This is a genomic window from Burkholderia contaminans, assembly GCF_029633825.1.
GTDB lineage: Bacteria > Pseudomonadota > Gammaproteobacteria > Burkholderiales > Burkholderiaceae > Burkholderia > Burkholderia contaminans.
Window position 1 is genome coordinate 1,039,763 of sequence record NZ_CP090642.1, and the last position, 19,244, is coordinate 1,059,006.

Sequence of the window (19,244 nt, forward strand, 5' to 3'; positions counted from 1 at the left end):
GCCGGCGCGAACCCGCGCGTCAGAAATCCCAGTCGGCTTCCGTTTGGATTCCTTTGTATTCCATGAGAATCCAGTTCGCGACGAACGTCACGAGGTCATCGAAGAAAGCCGATGTTGCCGCGTCGTCGAATACGGTCCGATCGAAAAACCGACGGGCCCGCAAATGCGGAGCGATCCGCGCCGTTTCCCCTTCCATCGAGTTGATGAACGCGACGTTTGACGGATTCGGCAGCCTGGCGTCGCACGCTGCGCCGATCGAGCAATGCTCACGCCTCGTCAGGCGGTTCCATCACGGCCCCGGACGAGCGCATTGCAACTGCGCCGAACGTGAGGCCTGGCCGGACAGGGGTTGCATCCGGCCGCACCAAACCACATGCCGACGCAGCCGCGCCCCTGACAGAAAGTGACCCCAATAACATCACAAGATTGCATTTTCACATTTTATGTTATTTTATTACCATCATTCGCACGCCGCCGCCGTCCACCCGAGCGGCGCACCCCATACCAAGGAAGAGACGCAGATGGAGACAATCGCCGTCATCGGCAGCAACATGGTCGACCTCGTGACCTATGTCGCACGCATGCCCGCCCGGGGCGAAACGCTCGAAGCGCCGAACTTCGAGCTCGGCTGCGGCGGCAAGGGGGCGAACCAGGCCGTCGCGGCCGCCCGCCTCGGCGCGCGCGTCGTGATGGTCACGAAGGTCGGCGACGACGTCTTCGCCGACAACACGATCCGCAACTTCGAGCGCGAAGGCATCGACACCACCCACGTGCGCAAGGTGGCCGGCGTGCCGAGCGGCGTCGCGCCGATCTTCGTCGAACCCGATTCGAGCAACAGCATCCTGATCGTCAAGGGCGCGAACCGCCACCTGACGCCGGACGACATCGACGCGGCCGCGCCGCAGCTCGCCGAATGCGCGCTGATCGTGCTGCAGCTCGAGATCGAGCTCGACACCGTCTATCACGCGATCGCATTCGGTGCGCGGCATGGCATTCCCGTGCTGCTGAACCCCGCGCCTGCGGTGGCCGATCTCGATTTCGAGCGGATCCGCACCGTCGAATTCTTCGTGCCGAACGAAACCGAGCTCGCGATCGTGTCGGGCATGCCGGTCGATTCGCGCGAGAGCGCCACCCGCGCCGCCGAAGCGCTGGTCGCGCGCGGGCTCAAGCACGTGCTCGTCACGCTCGGCAGCAACGGTTCGCTGCTGGTATCGCGCGACGGCGTGCGGCACGTGCCGGGCGTACCGGTCGACGCGCGCGACACGACGGGCGCCGGCGACGCGTACATCGGCTGCTTCGCGCGCTGCTATGCCGCGTCGCGCGACGCACTCGACGCGATGCGTTACGCGTCCGCGTATGCCGCGCATTCGGTCACGGGCCTCGGCACGCAGAAATCGTACGCCGACACCGCGACGTTCGAACGCTTCCTCCGCGACGCCGGCTTCTGACCGGCGCCTTCATCGACGAGACAACCGGGAAGGAGACACCCATGGGCCGAGCCAGAATCGAACATACCCCCGACGGCTATTACCTGAACCGCACCCCACTCTTCGCGTTTACGCTGCTGTGCTGCCTGTTCGCGCTGTGGGGCACCGCCGCGAACCTGAACGACGTGCTGATCGCGCAATTCAAGAAGTCATTCTTCCTGTCCGATTTCGAATCGGCATTCGTGCAGTCCGCGTTCTATCTCGGCTACTTCTTCCTCGCGATTCCGGCCGCGACCGTCGTGAAGAAGTTCAGCTACAAGACAACGATCCTGGTCGGCCTGCTGCTCTACACGACCGGCTGCCTGCTTTTCTTCCCGGCCGCGTCGATGGCGAAGTACGGGATGTTCCTCATCGCGCTGTTCGTGATCGCGGCCGGCCTGTCGTTTCTCGAAACCGCATCGAATTCGTATTCGACGCTGATGGGCCCGCGCGACACCAGCACGCGGCGGCTGAACATCTCGCAGACGTTCTATCCGTTCGGCGCGATGGCCGGCGTGTACATGGGCAGCTTCCTGATCTTCAAGGAGGGCGATGCATCGCATGCGCAGCTCGCCGCGATGTCGGCGGCCGACGCGCACGTGCACCAGCTCGCGATGATCCAGGCCACGCTCGAGCCGTACAAGTGGCTGATCGTCGTGCTCGCCGCCGTGTTCATCGTGTTCGCGCTCACGCCCTACCCGGCCTGCAAGGGCAACGGCCCGAGCGTGGCCACGCACCGGATCGACGCGCGCGGCACGCTCGCGCGCCTGTTCGGCAACCGGCGCTTCGTCGCGGGCGTCGTCGCGCAGTTCCTGTATGTCGGTGCGCAGGTCGGCGTGTGGAGCTTCACGATCCGGCTCGCGATGCAGATCGGCGGCCTCACCGAGCGCGGCGCGTCGCGCTACCTGCTTGCCACGTTCTTCGCGTTCTTCGTCGGCAAGCTGATCGCCACGCTCGTGATGAAGCGCGTCGGCCCGGCCAAGGTGCTGATCGTCTACGGCATCCTGTGCATCGCGCTGCTCGCATACACGATCAGCGTGCACGACATCACGGCCGTCTACGCGGCCGTGGGCGTGAGCGTGTTCCTCGGCCCGTGCTGGCCGACGATCTACGGCCTCACGATCGACGGGCTCGGCAAGGACACCGAATATGGCGGCTCGATCCTCGTGATGAGCATCGTCGGCGGCGCGGTCGTGCCGCTGATCCAGGGGCTGATCTCCGATCACACGGGCGGCAACATGCAGCTCGCGTTCGTCGTGCCGCTCGCGTGCTTCGTCGTGATCGTCTACTACGGCTTCTACTGCCTGCGCCACCTGCCGGCCGCGACGCCCGACGCAGCCGCCGACGGCAACGCGCCTGCGCGCTACACCGCCACGCGCAACACGTCGGGGGCTTGAGCATGCGAGGCGAAATCGAACTGCGGCGCGACGACTTCCGCGACACGCCGCGCACGCTGTACCGCACCGACGGCCTCACCGTCACCGCGTTCGCGTATCCGTCCGGTGTCGAGGCGCTGAAGCTCGAGAACCATCGCGGCCACCTCGTCGTGCTGCCGTATCTCGGCCAGATGATCTGGGCCGCCGCGTTCGACGGCCGCGACCTGACGATGAAGCACATGTTCCGGCAGCCGAAGCGCGCGACATCGATCATCGATACGTACGGCTGCTTCATGTTCCACAGCGGGCTGCTGCGCAACGGCTGCCCGGGGCCGGACGACACGCATGCGCTGCACGGCGAGATGCCGTGCGCGCCGATGGATCGCGCAAGCGTCGTGGTCGGCACGGATGCGCGCGGCGCGTTCGTCGAAGTGACCGGCGAATACGAATACGTGCAGGGATTCGGCAGCCATTATGTGGCGCGCCCGTCGGTACGGCTCGCCGAGCACGACGCGCAGATGACGATCGCGATGGACGTGACGAATCTCGGCGGCACGTCGATGGACCTGATGTACATGGCGCACCTGAACTACGCGTACGTGCCGGGCGGTCGCTTCGTGCAAGCGTTGCCTCGAGGCGGGTTGCGGTTGCGCGACAGCGTGCCCGCGCACGTCAGGCCGACCGCCGCGTGGCGCGACTACACGGCCACGCTCGCGCACGCACCGGAACGGCTTCACACGCTCGATGCGCCTGCGCTGTACGACCCGGAGATCGTGTTCTTCATGAACGGCGCGGAAACGGATGCGGACGGCGTCGCGCATTTCCTGCTCGAACATCCGGATGGCGGCGCATTCCACATCGCGTACCGTCCCGAGCAATTTCCGCATGCGACGCGCTGGATCCTGCACAACGCGGACCAGCAGGTCGCCGCATTCGCGCTGCCGTCGACCTGCGAACCGGAGGGGTATGAAGCCGAACGCCGCAAGGGCCACGTGGCGGCGCTCGCGCCCGGTGCGACGCGCCGCTTCGAAGTCGTCACCGGCTACCTGAGCGCGGCGGAAGCCCGCGATGCGTGAAGCGGTGCGCGGCCGCGCGGCGTCAGGTCACGAGCGCGATCCCGTGCTCGCGAATCGCGGTTTCGTAGCGGCGGCTCAGTTGTCCGTCCGAGATCACGTAGTTGAAGTCGGTCAGCTCGGCGAAATAGGCCGCGCGCACTTCGTCGAACTTCGTGTGGTCGACGAGCAGGAAGCGGTTCTGCGCACGCGCCATCACCTTCTTCTTCGCGTCGACTTCGTGGAAGTTGAAGCAGGTCACGCCGCAGCGGTCGCTCACTCCGGCGGCGGAGATGAACGCCTTCGACACGCGCACCGTATCGAGGATGCCCGTTTCGGCCACCGATTCGAACACCATGTTCTTGCGGTGGTACGCGCCGCCGCACAGGATCACGCTGCAATGCGGCTTCTGCTGCAGCTTCGCGAACACGTTCAGCGAATTGCAGACGGCGGTGAATTCGAGGTCGTCCGGAATGAAGTCGACGACGAACGGCGTGGTCGAGCCGCAGTCGACGAAGATCGTGTCGCCGGTCGTCACGAACTGCGCGGCCAGCTTGCCGATGCGGCGCTTCTCCTCCGTCTGCCGGTCGTTCTCGGTGCTGACCACGTACTCGCCGATGTCGCTGCGCTGCGCGGCGAAGTGGCGCGTCACGTAGCCGCCGATCAGGCTGAGGCCGTGCGGATTGTCCGCGAGATCGCGGCGGATCGTCATTTCGGATACACCGAACAGCTCGGCCACTTCCTTCAGATGAATCGCGTTCTGCCCTTGCAGCACGTTCATCAGTGTCTTGATCCGTTCGCCTTTCTTCGTTTCCATGCCAGTATCCTGCGTGCCCGCCGCAACCGTCGCTCGTCGTGCCGGGCGCGCGGGCCCGGCCGGAATGTCGTATTTGTAACAAACCGATGTGAAAACATCAACTTTACGTGTGCCCTTCCCGCACACGCTCCGTGGAGTCCTGAAACATGCCGCTTTCCAACGCCCAACTCGCTCAAACCATCGATCACACGCTGCTCGCGCCCGACGCGAGCGACGCGCAGATCCGCGAACTCTGCCGCCAGGCGGCCGAGCATCGCTTTTACTCGGTCTGCGTGAATTCGGCGAACGTGCCGCTCGCCGCGCGCGAGCTGGCCGATACCGGCGTGCTCGTCTGTGCGGTAGTCGGCTTTCCGCTCGGTGCCGGGCTGTCGGCCGCCAAGGCATTTGAAGCCACCGCCGCGATCGCCGCGGGCGCCGGCGAGATCGACATGGTGATCAACATCGGCGCGCTGAAGAGCGGCCGCGCCGACGACGTGAAGGCCGACATCGACGCCGTGCACCGCGCATGCGGCACGGTGCCGCTCAAGGTGATCCTCGAAACGGGGCTGCTGACCGACGACGAGAAGGTGCGCGTGTGCGAGATGTGCCGCGATCTCGGCGTCGCGTTCGTGAAGACGTCGACCGGGTTCGGCCACGGCGGCGCGACGCTCGCGGATGTCGCGCTGATGCGCCGTACGGTCGGCCCCGTGCTCGGCGTGAAGGCATCGGGCGGCGTGCGCGACCGCGCGGCCGCGCTGGCGATGATCGAGGCCGGCGCGACGCGGCTCGGCACGAGCTCGGGGGTGGCGATCGTGACGGATCAGGGGGGTGGCGCGGCGGGGTACTGACGGCACGGGCCACCAACGGCCGCCCGCATGTCGACCTGGCTGGACAATCAGCGGTCGGACGCGAACTCCGCGATCGTTGATACCGGCTTTGTCGCCGGTATCCGACAGTCGCCGACCCACGATCAACGCGGGATCAGGGAAGCGGATAGTCGCGCTTGCGCTCGAATGCCGCGTAGCCCTCGGCAACGGCCGGGTCGGCATACCCCGCCGCGGTATCGTCCGGGATGTCGGCGCCGTCCAGTCCTGGCAATGCCGCCACGGATGCCTCCCAATGTTCGCGAGGAATGACCGCGCCGATAAAGGGCACCAGATAAGCATCCAGATGCCCCCCGTTGGGATCTTCGATCTCGCGGGTCAGAGCGCGCAGGTAATCGTCCTTTCGGGTACGGGTCCAGTCCACTGACATACCGGCACGCCTGCACAGCTCGGCATGGACAAGCAGCATGGTGCGGCCATTGCCATCGAGGAAAGGATGACCGTAAGCGAACAGGCCCATGATCAGGCCGGGCCGGTCGGCCATCTGGCCGCGCTCCTGCGCGCGTGCCAAGCCGTCCTCGATCGCCCGACGGCAGTCGCGCGGGTGGCAAAAGTACACGTCACCCTTGGTGATGGCTTTATCGGGGATAAGTTCGACGCGGTCGGTACCCGCCCATGGGTAGAGTCCACCGAAGAGAATGCGGTGGACAGCGAGGAAGTCGTCGTAGCCGATACGGGGGCACCGGGCGAGAAAGGTCAGCGCCTGCGGCAACTGGGCACGGAACAGCGCATGCTCGGCCACCTTGACCAAGGTCAGGTCTTTTTCCGCGGCCGTGTTGCGCAGATTCCCCGCCGTGGCGAAGTCGCCGAACGGGTCAAACATGAGTCTTGAGCCCACGGTGATGCGCCATGACTAACCGGACCAAGTCGCTCGGGGAGAGCTTGCCCGCGCGGGTCAGCGCCACCAGTAGGTCGTCGGTCGCATCGCTGTTGACTTCATCACCGGCCAGACGCGTGACGGCAGCGGCCCAGTGATCTCCGAATGTCGGCACATACTGCACACCGGCTTCGCGGGCGAGCGCCTTCACGTGACGAGCCGTGGGGGTGGTTCGGCTCCGGCGGCGCGGGCGCCCTTGGGCGGCACTCTGCCGCTGCCTCATCCGCGCCTGGGCACGCGCGAGCAATGCCGCGCGCCCGAGGGATGCGACCTTCTCCGGGCGGGCGTAGACACCCCGCGCCAGACGCTCGAGCAGGCCCGTACGGCACAGTTCCCGCAAGGCGGTCGACACCTGGCTGGCGCTGCCCAGCGAATTGACGTCCGCACGCAACAGCACGCCGTCGCGTCGGGGGCGAAGCGATTGCAGGATACGTTCTCGAATCTTCATGTGGTTTATTATAAATCAGTCATTTTTCTCTTGCATGACAACCACTTACCACACTTCCCTATGCCGGCCGGGTACGGCCGTGGCAGTCAATCTTGTCGGACGTTAGCCGATTTAGACACCATGCCGGTGCCCGATTCCCCGGAGGCCGTGACACCCATGACCATTACCGCTCGTTCAACCGCCCGCCCCCACCCCCGCGATCCGTTCGCGCAACCGCGGCGCCACGAAATCGAGAAACGCGCGCAGCTTCAGCGGCATCGGCGCCTGCCCCTTGTGCACCAGGCTGACCGGCAGCGGCTGCGATTCGAACGCGTCGAGCACCACGTCCAGCGTGCGATCGCGCAGCGCCTGCGCAACCTGATACGACAGCACGCGAATCAGCCCGACACCGAGCACCGCGGCATCGATGGCCGCCTCGGCCGTATTCACCGCGAAGCGCGAATGCACCGGCACCGTCAGCTCGCCCTTCTCGCCGTCGAACACCCACGCGCGCCGCGACGCCAGCACCTCGAACGTGATGCATTGATGCCGCGCCAGATCGGCCGGTTCGGCGGGTGTGCCATGCGCCGCCAGATACGCCGGGCTTGCGCAGATCACGCGGCGCACGCTGCCGACGCGGGTCGCCATGAAGCTGCTGTCGGGCAACTCGCCAATCCGCAGCGCGACGTCGATCTGCTCTTCCATCAGGTGCGTGACGCGATCGGTCAGCACCAGCCGCACGTCGATCTCGGGATAGTGGGCGAGGAACGCAGCCAGCACCGGCACGATATGCAGACGCCCGAACACGATCGGCGCGGTGACGATCAGCTCGCCGCGTGGCGCCGCATATTCGCCGGTGGCGGCACGCTCGGTTTCCGCGATGTCGTCGAGGATGCGCCGGCAACCGGCGACATACGATTCGCCGGCCTCGGTCAGCGACAGTTGCCGCGTCGTGCGATGCAACAGCCGCGTATTCAGGTAGGCCTCGAGATCCGCGATCTTGCGGCTTACGGTCGCCAGCGGAACGCCGAGCTGGCGCGCGGCGGCCGACATGCTGCCGGCATCGATCACCGCGACCAGCATGGACATCGACTCCAGGCGGTTCATATTGCCTCTCGAATTTCGGAAAGATGATTCCAGATTCTGGTGGATTATCTTTCCCAGTGCAAGGCAGTACGCTTCTTTCACCTCGTCGTCGCCGGCCGATTCCGTTGTCTGCGGCGGCCGATCGCCATGAAAAAGGAGCCTGCCATGAACGAATTCCCTGTCGCATCGGGCATGCCGCCCATCGCGTCGCCCGCCACCGCGTCGCGCGGCAAGATCGTCGCGATGGCCGCCATCGCCGGCGCGGTCGTGACCAACATCTATTGCACGCAGCCGATCCTGCCGCTGATTGCGCAAGACCTGCACGTCGCCCCGGCGACGGCCGACCTCGTGGCCGGCGCGGCGCTGCTCGGCTTCGCGACCGGGCTGGCGCTGCTGCTGCCGCTCGGCGATCGCTACGACCGGCGCAAGCTGGTGCTGGGCCAGATCGTGCTGGCCTTCGCGTTCGCGGTGGCGTCCGCGCTCGCACCGGGCGTATGGGCGCTGATCGGTGCCGCGTTCTCGCTCGGCGTGGTCAGCTGCGTGCCGCAGCAACTGGTGCCGTTCGCGGCCGTGATGTCCGCACCCAATGAACGCGGGCGCAACGTCGGTACGGTCGTCACCGGCATCATGGTCGGTATCCTGCTGGGCCGCGCGGTCAGCGGCCTGATCGCCGCGCACGCCGGGTGGCGTGCGGTGTATGCGGTCGAAGCCGCCGCGATGGTGCCGGTGGGGATCGCCGCCGCGTGGCTGCTGCCGCGCGGCGTGCCGAGCACTACGCTGTCGTATGGCCGGTTGCTCGCGTCGCTGTGGACGCTGGCGCGCACGCATCGTCCGATCCGCGAATCGATGGTCGTGCAGGCGCTGCTGTGGGCCGCATTCAATGCGTTCTGGGTCAATCTCGCGGCGCTGCTGGCCGACGGCCCGTGGCACCTCGGCAGCGCGTGGGCCGGCGGCTTCGGCCTCATCGGCGCGGCAGGCGCGCTGGCCGCCACGATCGGCGGCCGGGCGTCGGACCGGATCGGCACGCGCCGCGTGATCGGCCTGGGCATCGCGATCGTGACGGTGTCCTACCTGATTCTCGCCGGCGCCGGCAGCTCGCTCGCGCTGCTCGTGATCGGCGTGGTGGTGCTCGACATCGGTGTGCAGGCCGGCCTGGTCGCGAACCAGACACGCGCGTTCGCCGCGGATCCGAAGGCACAGGGCCGCATCAACAGCCTCTACATGACCGCGACCTTCGTCGGCGGCGCACTCGGTGCAACCGTCAGCGGCGCGCTGATGGCCCGCTTCGGCTGGCACGGCGTGGTCGCGTTCGGTATCGCGGCCGGGCTCGCCGCCGCGCTCGTGCATCGCTGCGTGGGGCGGCGCTGAGCCGGCGCGCGCCATGATCGACGTCGACCTCGCTCACAAGGCGCTGGCGCATCCGTTCCGGCGGGATGTCCTGCGCTGGCTCAAGTCGCCCGATACGTTGTTACCGGACGCCGCACGACTCCGCTCGCAACACGGCGTGCCGCTCTCGTCGATCGTGGTACGCAGCGGGTTGTCGCAATCGACCGTGTCGGCGCACATCGCCGTGATGCGCGAGGCCGGCTTGATCGTGGCGACGACGATCGGTCAGTGGCGCTTCGTCGCCCGCGACGAAATAGCCATCGACGCGTTCATCGCCAGCATCGTCACCGAACTCTGACCCGCGGCACCGGGCCGCCGTTTCGCCACGCCCCGGCATCTATCCGGCTGCCCTTTTTTCATCGAGAGACACACACGCCGTACGGGAATCCGTCGGCGTTTTTTTACGCGAGTCTCCTCCCGATTTCCGAGAGGATGATTCCCGAATCAGACCAATTATCGGCAAATCCTGAAGGATGTATCGTGCTTTCACGGTGGCGATTTCGTGATCGCCTCCCGCCAGACCCCGAGCCATCCGAACCCATTCGAAACACTCGACATCATGAATACCGTCTCCTTGCCGGCCATCGCCACGGCGCCTCCGGCCCAGGCCAGCGCCGCCGCGCCGCCCATCCTGACGCCTCGCCTTGCAACCGGCCTGGCCGGCATGCTGCTCGCGTCCTTGCTGGCCATCCTCAACGAACAGGTCACTGCCGCGGCGATGGCCGACATCCGTGGCGCGCTCTCCATCGGACACGACGACGGCAGCTGGCTGACCGCGCTGTTCGAGGCGGCCAACGTCGCGACCATGGTGTTCGCGCCGTGGTTCGGCGTCACCTTCACGCTGAAGCGCTTCACGATCGGCGCGGTGCTGGCGACGCTGATGCTCGGCGTGTTGTGCCCGTTCGCGCCGGGCGTCGCCGCGCTGACCGTGCTGCGCGTCATGCAGGGCATCGCCGGCGGTTGCCTGCCGCCGATGCTCATCATCGCGGCGCTTCGCTACCTGCCACCGAAAGCGAAGCTGTACGGGCTCGCAGGCTATGCGATGACCGCGACCTTCGGGCCTGCGCTCGGCACGCCGCTCGCCGCGCTGTGGACCGAGTTCGCCGACTGGCGCATGGTGTTCTGGCAAATCGTGCCGCTCGGCATCGCTTGCTGCGCGGCGATCGGCTACGGCCTGCCCGCCGATACACCGAAACCCGAACGGTTACGCGCGTTCAACTGGTCCGGATTCCTTACAGGATTCCCCGCCGTGGCGATGCTCGTCGTCGCGCTGCTGCAGGCCGACCGGCTCGACGGCTTCGAGTCGGCGACGATCCGCGCACTCACGGCAGGCGGCCTGACCCTGCTCGCCGCCTTCCTCGTCAACGAATGGTTTCATCCGCTGCCGTTCTTCCGGCTGCAACTGCTGGCGCGCCGCAACTTCACGCATGGACTGCTCACGCTGGCCGGCGCGGTGATGCTGCTGACCGCGGTGGCCTCGATACCGGGCCACCATCTCGCCGGCGTGCACGGCTACCGGCCGCTGCAGACCGCGCCGCTGTCGCTGCTGGTCGCCGTGCCGCTGCTGCTCAGCCTGCCGCTGACGGCTGCGCTCCTGAACTTGCGGTGGGTCGATTCGCGCTGGGTGCTGGCCACCGGCTGCCTGCTGATGGCGCTCACCTGCGTCGCGGGCAGCCGGATCACGACCGAGTGGATCCGCGACGACTTCTACTGGCTCCAGTCGATCCAGATCGTCGCGCAACCGATGCTGATCCTGCCGATCCTGATGGGCGTCACCACCGGCCTGCCGCCCGCCGAAGGGCCGTTCGCATCGGCCATGTTCAATTCCCTGAAAACCTTTTCGGCAGCGCTGGCCACCGGCCTGCTCGAAACATGGGGCACAGCCCGCGAACACCTGCATTCGAGCCGGCTGGTGGATCAGCTCGGCAACCGGGCGCAGTTGAGCGCCGGGGCCGTGGTCGACAACACAACCGGCCTCGCCCCGCTCGCACACCGGCTGCACGAGCAGGCGCTGGTGCTGGCCTCGGCCGACCTGTACCGGCTGGCCGCCGGTGTCGCGTTCGCCCTGCTGTTGCTCGTACCGTTGCTCCCGGTGCGGATCGCACCGCCGTGGGCCCCGCAACCTCCTTCCTCGCACTGAGAGACGATCGCCATGTCATCCGCCATCTCCCCCAAGCACAAGGCGCTTGCCGCCGCCGCGCTCGTGATCGCCGTCGGCGTCGCAGCTTGCGCCGGCACGCATCGCTTCATCGATTCGTATACCGAAACGACCGACGACGCGTACATCGCGGCCGACTTCACCCTCGTCGCCCCGCGCGTCGCCGGGCCGCTCGTCGAAGTCCTCGTCGACGACAACCAGCACGTGCGGGCCGGCCAGTTGCTGCTGCGCATCGACGACCGAGATTTTCGCGCCGCGCTGACGAGCGCGCAGGCCGACGTGGAAGCCGCCCGCGCGGCGGTGGCCAACGACGACGCCGAGATCGCCCGCCAGCCGGCGCTCGTCGACCAGGCGCGCGCCGCGCTGCGCGCCGACGATGCGGCCGTGCAGTTCTCGCAGGCCAACGACGCCCGCTACCGCGACCGGCCGACAACGGCGCCGGCACCGCGCAGGAGCAGCAACGCGCGGCCAGCACGCTGGCCGGGCAGTTGGCGAAACGTGCCGGCGACGCGGCCGCGCTCGCGTCGATCAGCCAGAACCTCGCCGTGCTGCGCGCCCGGCGCGACCGGCAAACGGCGCACTGGCCCGCGCCGAGGCCGCGCTCGACCAGGCGAAGCTGAACCTGTCGTACACGGAAGTCCGCGCGCCCGTCGACGGCAAGGTGGGCCGCCGCACCGCACGGGTCGGCGCCTTCGTCACGCCCGGCGCGCCGCTGCTCGCGATCGTGCCGCTCGCCGATGCGTACGTGATCGCGAATTTCCAGGAAAACCAGATCGGCGCGATGCATCCGGGCGACCGCGTGCGCATCCGCGTCGACAGCCTGCCGGGCGTCAGCATCGCGGGCCATGTCACGAGCCTCGCGCCGGCCACCGGCGTGAGCTTCGCGCCGATCGCTCCCGACAACGCCACCGGCAATTTCACGAAGGTCGTCCAGCGCGTGCCGGTCAAGATCGCCATCGACGGGCCGCACGAGCAGGCCGCAGCGCTGAGCGTGGGCCTGTCCGTCGAAGCGAGCGTCGACACCGGCGCGCATCGCGAGACCGCGACCCGGCAGGAGGCGCAACGATGAACCCCATTCGCATCCTGCGCGCGGCGACGCTTGCGCTCATCGCCGGCGCCGCGCTGACGGCCTGCACCATGGGGCCGAACTTCGAGGCGCCGGCCAGCACGGTACCGCCCGTGTTTGCACGCACGCAAACCCTGCAAGCCCCCAGCCAGCCCGTCGACGCCGCCTTCGACGCCGACTGGTGGACCCTGTTCGACGACCCCGTGCTGAATACGCTCGAACAGCGCCTGGCCGACGCCAATCTCGACGTCGCGGCCGCGTCGGCACGGCTGCGGCAGAGCCGGGCCGAACGGCGCGTTGCCGGCGCGGCCGAGCTGCCGACGCTCGCCGCGGCCGGCTCGTACGATCGCGAGCGCGGCAGCGAGAACGGCATCCTGTCGCTGCTCGGCGTCACGCCGAGCGCGGCACCGACGCAGTCGGCCTCGGGCGATACGCCGTTCGGCGTGGCCGCCGCGCCCGGCTCGTCGGGCTCGCCGGCTTATAACCTCTACCAGGCCGGCTTCGATGCGTCGTGGGAACTCGACCTGTGGGGGCGCGTGCGGCGCGGCGTCGAAGCGGCCGATGCGCTCACCCAGGCCTCGTACGAAGCGCGCAACGCGGTCCTGCTGTCGGCCCGCGCGGAACTCGCACGCGACTACCTCGAGCTGCGCGACGCGCAGGCCCAGTTGCGGATCGCCCGGCAGAACCTCGCCATCGCGCGGGACCTGGAGAAACTCGTCCGCATTCGCCGCAAGGACGGTGTGACGACCGACCTCGACGTGGCCAATGCGGCTGCGCAGGTGGCCTCGATCGAGAGCCGGCTGCCGATGCTGGAATCGCGTCGCGCGACACGCGCGAATGCAATCGGCGTGCTGCTCGCGCAACCGCCTGGCGCGCTGGATCCGATCCTCGACGCACCGCATGCGGTGCCCGGGCTTCCGGCAAGCGTGCCGATCGGCTTGCCGTCCGAACTGGCGCAACGCCGGCCCGACATTCGTCAGGCCGAGGCGCAGCTGCATGCGGCGACCGCCGCCATCGGCGTGGCGCAGGCCGACTTCTATCCGCGCATCACGCTGAACGGCAGTGCCGGTTTCCAGAGCCTCCAGCTGTCGAGTCTCGCCAGTTGGGCGTCAGGGCAGTTCGTGGTCGGGCCGTCGATCTCGCTGCCGATCTTCGAGGGCGGCCGCCTGACCGGCATGCTGAACCTGCGCCGGGCACAGCAGCAGGAAGCCGCGATCGTCTATCAGCGCACCGTGCTCGAAGCATGGCGCGAGGTCGACGATGCGCTGGTGGTCTATCACGCCAAACAGCAGCGTCACGATCGACTCGTCGCGATCGTGACGCTGAACCAGCGCGCGCTCGCGATTGCGCAGCAACAATACCGGTCCGGTGCGGCCGACTATCTCGACGTACTCAACGCCCAGCGCCAATTGTTCGACGCGCAAGGCCAGCAGGAGACCAGCGAGGCCGAGGCGGCGATGCATCTCGTCACGCTGTGCAAGGCGCTCGGCGGCGGCTGGGAGACGCGCTTCGGGCCCGCGGCAAACACCGGGCGCGCGGATACGACGATGTTGCCTGCCCACGGCACGATCGCGCAGACGGGAAGCCGAAAAGGGGAAGCCGACTGATCGACGCGCGGCCTCGCCTCTTCCGCTCGCCCCGCGCCACCGGCACAATGCCGCTCATGCTCCATGACAACGCGTTCGTTTCCCCGTCCACCGGCCCCGTCGGCCGCCTCGCCAACCGGCTCGTCGCGAGCCGCCCGCTGCTGCGCTCACGCCGCGCGCTGCTGTCGCGCCTGCCGTTTCTGCAGCTCGCGAGCGAGGTCGAGAACGTCGTGTACTGCACGTGGCTCGTCGATGTCGCCGCCGTCGCGCATCTGGTGCCGCGTGGCGTCACGCTCGCGAGCCGCGACGGCCGCACGCCGTTCACGATCCTCACCTATGCGCACCGCCATTTCGGCCCGCGCATCGCCGGCCCGCTGCGGCGCGTGTTCCCGTCGCCGCTGCAGAGCAACTGGCGGCTTTATGTCGATGCGCTGCCGGGTGGCGTACCGGCCGATCGCACGGTGCTGTTCGTCAAGAACGTGTTCGACCATCCGCTCTATGCGCTCGGCAGCCGGCTCTTCAGCGATGCGCTGCCGTCGCATCTCGCCGAGCGCTTCACGCATGCGGTGCAGGACGGACGGTATCGAACGCGGCTGTCGGGCGGTAGCGGGAGCGCGCCCGATTTTCATTGCTCGGCGGCCATGTCGGATGACGACACGCTGCCTGCGGCGTTCGCGCCGTTCTTCGAAAGCTGGCGCGACGCCGTCGCCTACCTGTCGCTGCAGCACGCGGCCGTCGCGCATGTCGCCGACTGCGACCGCCTCGCGCATGCGTCGATCGACCTGCCGATCGATATCGACGCGGTCCGGCCGCTGAAACCGGTCGAACCCGTTGGCGGCGGCGAGTTCCTCGCGCGCATCGGCGCGACCGGCGAGCCGATGTGCTTCGTCGTGCCGGACGTCGCGTTCCGGGTGTTGTCGGAGCGGGTGTTGTAACGCCCCACTCAGCTTGCTCGCAACGCGCGTGCGCTCTCATCCGCGTCACTTTCTTCCGCCAGCCGCCCCGCATAATCCCGCACGAACTGCACGGCAATCCGTCCCGACCGCGCACCGCGTTCCAGCGCCCACTGCAGCGCCGGTTCGCGCGCCGCGCGAATCTGCTCCGCATCGAACCCGGCCTCGCCAAGCCGGCTTTCGACAACAGCCAGATACGCGTCCTGCGTGAACCCGTAGAACGTCACCCGGATTCCGAAGCGCTCGGACAACGAAATCTTCTCCTCCACCGCGTCACCCGGATGCAGCTCGCCGTTCTCCGCGCGCGATACGTTCGCGTTGTCGCTCGCCTGCTCGGGCATCAGGTGGCGGCGATTCGACGTCGCGTACACGAGCACGTTCGACAGGTCGCTCGCGACCGAGCCGTCGAGCACCGTCTTCAGTTCCTTGTAACCGGTCTCGCCCGCCTCGAACGACAGGTCGTCGCAGAACACGATGTATCGTTCGGGCCGCGCACGCACCAGCTCGACGATCGCCGGCAGATCGCCCAACCGTTCCTTGCCGACCTCGATCAGCCGCAGCCCATACGGTGCAAACGCATGCAGGCACGCCTTCACGATCGACGACTTGCCGGTGCCGCGCGCGCCGGTCAGCAGCACATGATTCGCCGCGAACCCGCGCACGAACTGCCGCGTGTTCCGTTCGACGATCGCCACCTGCCGCTCGACGTTGCGCAGCGCATCGAACGCGATGAGCGCGGGCGCCGCGACCGGTTCGAGCGGCGCCGCTCGCGGCCCGCCGTCGAAGCCGCGCCAGCGGAATGCAACGGCCGCGTCGAAATCGACGGGCGCCGGCTGGCCGGTGCCCGCGAGCGCTTCGAGCGCAGTGGCAATCCGTTCGAGCTGATGCACGAGCGCCGGCCCCTCCATGGAGGCGCGCGCGTCCGGCAGCGCGGCCATCAGGTTCTGCATGTCGCGGTCGCCGCTCATTGCCGCACCCCTTGCGATGCGCTCGCCGGGAACGGAAACCGCTGCGCGATCGCCACGCCGACGAGCGCCACACCGCCGCCGATCAGGTGATACAGCCGCAGCGATTCACCGAGCAGCACGATCGCGCCGCCGGCCGTCATCACCGGCAGCAGGTTCATGTACATCGCGCAACGGCTCGGGCCGAGCAGCCGCACGCCCTGCATCCACAGATACGGCAGCACGACCGACGCCAGCACGCCGGCATACAGGATCAGCGGCACGCTCGCACGCGTGGGCCACGCCGCCTGCGCGGGCAAGCGCAGCAGCATCGGCACCATGAAGACGAGCGCGGCGAGCGCCTGCACGTAGGTCGACTGCCACGCCGGCAGCGCACCGATGCGCCAGCGCTTGAGCAGCACGCCGTACAACGCATAGGCGGCCGACGCGGCCAGCATCAGCAGGTCGCCCGTGTGCACGCCGCGCGCGGCGATCGTCGTCGGATGCCCGTCGGCGATCAGGTAGACGACGCCCGCGAGCGACAGCACGCCGCCGCCGACCATGCCTGCGCCCGGCGGATCGCCGAGCAGCAGCGAGCTGAGCAGCATCGTCATCAGCGGCACGAGCGCCGTGATGATCGCCATGTTGGTCGCGCTGGTCGTCTTCGCGGCCTCGTAGGACAGGCTCTGGAACAGCGCCATCGCGAGAAAGCCGAGCACCGCGAGCTTCGGGAGATGCGCGGCGAGCGCCGCGCGATTGAGCCACGCGGGGCGCAGCGTGAACACGCTCATCAGCGCGACGGCGAGCAGCAGCCGGTAGAAGGTGATCGCCGACGGATCGATCGTCGATGCCGACAGCTTCGACACGACCACGTTGCCGGCCCACAGCGCGATCGCGCAGAAGGGAAACAGAAAAGGAGACTTGTTCATCGCATTTGACGGATTAATATCCTGACAGGGGTCTGGCGTGGATCGGAACGCCATCGTGCCCGCCCGCCCAACCGCCTGTCTCTCGCCAAAATGTCACGACTTGTCGCCAATCGGACACTCGAGTCCACCCCGCCCGGTGCCCACCTGCGGTTCGAATCGACGCCGATGCCCGTGTCGGCGATGGCGGCGACGTACGCGCACGGCACGTCGATCGCGCCGCACCGGCATCGCCGCGCGCAACTGCTCTATGCGATCGAGGGCGTGATGCACGTGCAGTCCGAAGGCGCGTCGTGGGTCGTGCCGCCGACGCGCGGCGTGTGGCTCGAAGCCGGTCTCGACCACACGGTGCAGATGAGCGGCGACGTGCAGATGCGCACCGTGTTCGTCGAGCCGGGCGCGGTCGAACACCTGCCCGCGCGGAGCTGCGTCGTGGAAGTGCATCCGCTGCTGCGCGAGCTGATCCTCGCCGCCGTGGACGTGCCGCTCGACTATGCGCCGGGCTCGCGCCACGATCACCTGATGCACCTGCTGCTCGCCGAGGTGACGGTCGCGCCGCTGCTGCCGCTGTACCTGCCGTGGCCGCACGACCCGCGCCTGCGGACGATCTGCGACGCGCTCGTCGCCGCGCCCGACGACCTGCGCACGATCGCCGAATGGGCCGACCTGCTCGGCCTGTCGGTCCGCACGCTCCATCGCGCGTTCCGGCGCGAGACGGGGCTCAGCTTCCGCCGCTGGCGCGAACAGGCGCGGCTGCTGCTCGCGCTCAAGCGCCTCGCGCACGGCGAGAAGGTGCTGACCGTCGCGATGGATCACGGCTACAGCAGCCAGAGCGCGTTCTCCGCGATGTTCAAGCGGCATTTCGGCGTGTCGCCGTCGGCGTTTTATGCGTAGGGCGTCTCTCGTCCCCTTCTACCGCGCCGCAATCCCCGCGATGAAAAACGCGCACGCGGCCGCGGACGCCACCGTGCGCACGTGATTCCACTTCGTCCAGTCGTGCACGTAGCGCGTCCACAGCGCCGCGCCCTGCGCGGTCGACGGATCGGCCGCGGCGAGCGCATCGTTGAGCGGCACGTTGACGGCCATCGTCACCGCGAACATCCCGAACACGTACAGCACGCCGCCCGCGACCGCCGCCATCGCGCCCGGTTGCTCGCGATCGAACAGCGCGAGCACGACCAGTGCAAGCGCCATCAGCGTCGTGACGAGGAACAGCGGCATGAACGGCGAACGCACGATGTCGACGTTGATCGCGTTCATCGCGGCCACGCCGGCCTGCGGCGCGATCCGTCCGAGCGACGTCATCACGAACGTCGAGAACGCGAAATACACGCCCGCCATCAGCCCGCAGCCGATGGCCGAGCCCCACAGCAATGCGGCGGTCACGAACGCGCTCATGATCGTGCGCTCCACACGCCGGTGGCGGCCGTCGCACGCGCATAGTCGGCGAAATCGCGCGCCGGCCGCCCGAGCGTCGCTTCGATACCGTGCGTCACCGCGCTGTTGCGCCCGTCGAGCACCACGCTGAACAGATCGTCGAGCAGCGCGACGATCGGCTCCGGCACGCCGACCTCGCGCAATCCGGCGACGAACGCATCGGCGGGAATCTCGCGATAGACGATCGGCCGGCCAGCGGCCCGTGCGATTTCGCCGACCGCTTCGGCAAACGTCAGCGCGCGTGGCCCCGTGACCTCGATCACGCGGTTCGCGAAGCGCGCATCGGTGAGCGCGGCCACGGCGACGTCCGCGATGTCGTCCGCATCGACGAACGGCTCGCGCACCGCGCCGGCCGGCAGCGCGACTTCACCGGCCAGCACGCCGTCGATCAGGTAGCCCTCGGAGAAGTTCTGGTTGAACCAGCTCGCGCGCACCACGCCCCAATTCACGCCCGACGCCTGCAGCGCAGCCTCGGCGGCCTGCGCGCGAGGCTCGCCGCGCCCGGACAGCAGCACCACGCGCTCGACGCCGCTTTCGCGGGCAAGCCGGGCAAAGGCTGCGATCGCGTCCACAGCGCCTTCAACGGCCAGGTCGGGCTGGTAGGTCACGTAGGCCGCTGATACGCCCTCAAGCGCAGCGGGCCACGTGTTGGGTACCGTCCAGTCGAAGCGGACGGCCGACGTGCGCGACACGGGCCGGGTCGCGACGCCGCGCGCACGCAACCGGGCATCGACGCGGGCGCCCGTCTTGCCCGAACCGCCGACGATGAGGATGGGAAGTGCCGACATGACCGTCTCCTTTGGTGAAAACACGAGAATGTCTCG

General features: G+C 68.1%; 19 protein-coding genes and 1 pseudogene. 11 read left to right on the plus strand and 9 right to left on the minus strand.

Translation table 11 applies throughout. From position 1 onward, the window contains the following. Positions 1-19: 19 nt before the first annotated feature. Entirely contained in the window at positions 20-196 is a 177-nt protein-coding gene (locus LXE91_RS36780; protein WP_157644916.1) for a hypothetical protein, read from the minus strand. Between the two features lie 325 nt (positions 197-521). On the opposite strand from LXE91_RS36780, the gene rbsK reads away from it, so the two are divergent. From rbsK to LXE91_RS36795, 3 genes are read left to right on the plus strand one after another with little or no spacing between them, the layout of a single operon-like run. Then, positions 522-1,448: a ribokinase gene (gene rbsK, locus LXE91_RS36785; RefSeq protein ID WP_039362627.1), complete on the plus strand. Its 927-nt coding sequence runs from the start codon at positions 522-524 to the stop codon at positions 1,446-1,448. Between the two features lie 41 nt (positions 1,449-1,489). After that, on the plus strand, positions 1,490-2,863 hold the full coding sequence (fucP, locus tag LXE91_RS36790) for an L-fucose:H+ symporter permease (protein WP_039362625.1): 1,374 nt from the start codon (positions 1,490-1,492) through the stop codon (positions 2,861-2,863). 2 nt (positions 2,864-2,865) lie between these two features. Further along, positions 2,866-3,918 carry an aldose 1-epimerase family protein gene (locus LXE91_RS36795; protein WP_039362623.1) on the plus strand — a complete coding sequence of 351 codons (1,053 nt, stop codon included), beginning with the start codon at positions 2,866-2,868 and terminating at the stop codon, positions 3,916-3,918. A 22-nt stretch (positions 3,919-3,940) separates the two neighbouring features. On the opposite strand, the gene deoR is transcribed toward LXE91_RS36795, so the two are convergent. After that, on the minus strand, positions 3,941-4,711 hold the full coding sequence (gene deoR, locus LXE91_RS36800) for a DNA-binding transcriptional repressor DeoR (protein ID WP_039362621.1): 771 nt from the start codon (positions 4,709-4,711) through the stop codon (positions 3,941-3,943). Positions 4,712-4,857: 146 nt separating this feature from the next. Here deoR and deoC point away from each other — a divergent pair, with 146 nt between their 5' ends. Next, the gene (gene deoC / locus LXE91_RS36805; RefSeq protein ID WP_039362620.1) at positions 4,858-5,538 is read left to right on the plus strand and encodes a deoxyribose-phosphate aldolase; all 681 of its coding nucleotides are present in this window, start codon (positions 4,858-4,860) and stop codon (positions 5,536-5,538) included. A gap of 133 nt (positions 5,539-5,671) precedes the next feature. On the opposite strand, the gene LXE91_RS36810 is transcribed toward deoC, so the two are convergent. The 3 genes from LXE91_RS36810 to LXE91_RS36820 all read right to left on the minus strand — a co-directional run bounded on the left by LXE91_RS36810 (position 5,672) and on the right by LXE91_RS36820 (position 7,985). Then, positions 5,672-6,397 (minus strand): Fic/DOC family protein, encoded by a 726-nt coding sequence (locus tag LXE91_RS36810; RefSeq protein WP_039362618.1) that lies wholly within the window; start codon positions 6,395-6,397, stop codon positions 5,672-5,674. After that, a complete protein-coding gene (locus LXE91_RS36815) occupies positions 6,390-6,899 on the minus strand; it encodes a DUF6088 family protein (RefSeq protein ID WP_039362617.1) in 510 nt (169 codons plus the stop codon). Before LXE91_RS36815 ends, LXE91_RS36810 begins: the two co-directional genes overlap by 8 nt. 174 nt (positions 6,900-7,073) lie before the next feature. After that, the gene (locus LXE91_RS36820; protein WP_039362614.1) at positions 7,074-7,985 is read right to left on the minus strand and encodes a LysR family transcriptional regulator; all 912 of its coding nucleotides are present in this window, start codon (positions 7,983-7,985) and stop codon (positions 7,074-7,076) included. Positions 7,986-8,129: 144 nt separating this feature from the next. On the opposite strand from LXE91_RS36820, the gene LXE91_RS36825 reads away from it, so the two are divergent. From LXE91_RS36825 to LXE91_RS36850, 6 genes and pseudogenes are all read left to right on the plus strand, one after another. Next, entirely contained in the window at positions 8,130-9,332 is a 1,203-nt protein-coding gene (locus tag LXE91_RS36825; RefSeq protein ID WP_039362613.1) for an MFS transporter, read from the plus strand. Between the two features lie 13 nt (positions 9,333-9,345). Then, complete coding sequence (locus LXE91_RS36830; RefSeq protein WP_039362612.1) at positions 9,346-9,648, plus strand: ArsR/SmtB family transcription factor; 303 nt, start codon at positions 9,346-9,348, stop codon at positions 9,646-9,648. A gap of 261 nt (positions 9,649-9,909) precedes the next feature. Next, positions 9,910-11,490 carry an MFS transporter gene (locus LXE91_RS36835; protein WP_039362745.1) on the plus strand — a complete coding sequence of 527 codons (1,581 nt, stop codon included), beginning with the start codon at positions 9,910-9,912 and terminating at the stop codon, positions 11,488-11,490. Positions 11,491-11,502: 12 nt separating this feature from the next. After that, positions 11,503-12,577: pseudogene (locus tag LXE91_RS36840) on the plus strand (HlyD family secretion protein). Continuing rightward, positions 12,574-14,181 carry an efflux transporter outer membrane subunit gene (locus LXE91_RS36845; RefSeq protein ID WP_082139475.1) on the plus strand — a complete coding sequence of 536 codons (1,608 nt, stop codon included), beginning with the start codon at positions 12,574-12,576 and terminating at the stop codon, positions 14,179-14,181. Before LXE91_RS36840 ends, LXE91_RS36845 begins: the two are co-directional and overlap by 4 nt. 47 nt (positions 14,182-14,228) lie before the next feature. Next, positions 14,229-15,095, plus strand: coding sequence for a DUF2071 domain-containing protein (locus tag LXE91_RS36850; protein ID WP_039362609.1), 867 nt, complete (start codon positions 14,229-14,231; stop codon positions 15,093-15,095). An 8-nt stretch (positions 15,096-15,103) separates the two neighbouring features. Here LXE91_RS36850 and LXE91_RS36855 read toward each other — a convergent pair whose 3' ends face one another. After that, entirely contained in the window at positions 15,104-16,063 is a 960-nt protein-coding gene (locus LXE91_RS36855; protein ID WP_407712015.1) for an ATP-binding protein, read from the minus strand. A gap of 14 nt (positions 16,064-16,077) precedes the next feature. Then, positions 16,078-16,986, minus strand: coding sequence for a DMT family transporter (locus LXE91_RS36860; protein WP_039362608.1), 909 nt, complete (start codon positions 16,984-16,986; stop codon positions 16,078-16,080). A 90-nt stretch (positions 16,987-17,076) separates the two neighbouring features. Here LXE91_RS36860 and LXE91_RS36865 point away from each other — a divergent pair, with 90 nt between their 5' ends. Further along, positions 17,077-17,877: an AraC family transcriptional regulator gene (locus LXE91_RS36865; RefSeq protein WP_039362607.1), complete on the plus strand. Its 801-nt coding sequence runs from the start codon at positions 17,077-17,079 to the stop codon at positions 17,875-17,877. 18 nt (positions 17,878-17,895) lie between these two features. Here the strand turns inward: LXE91_RS36865 and LXE91_RS36870 are convergent, their stop codons facing one another. Together LXE91_RS36870 and LXE91_RS36875 are read right to left on the minus strand one after the other, a co-directional pair. Next, positions 17,896-18,381: an anthrone oxygenase family protein gene (locus tag LXE91_RS36870; protein WP_039362739.1), complete on the minus strand. Its 486-nt coding sequence runs from the start codon at positions 18,379-18,381 to the stop codon at positions 17,896-17,898. After that, positions 18,378-19,208: a Rossmann-fold NAD(P)-binding domain-containing protein gene (locus tag LXE91_RS36875; RefSeq protein WP_039362606.1), complete on the minus strand. Its 831-nt coding sequence runs from the start codon at positions 19,206-19,208 to the stop codon at positions 18,378-18,380. The genes LXE91_RS36870 and LXE91_RS36875 overlap by 4 nt, the downstream gene beginning before the upstream one ends. Positions 19,209-19,244 lie beyond the last annotated feature (36 nt).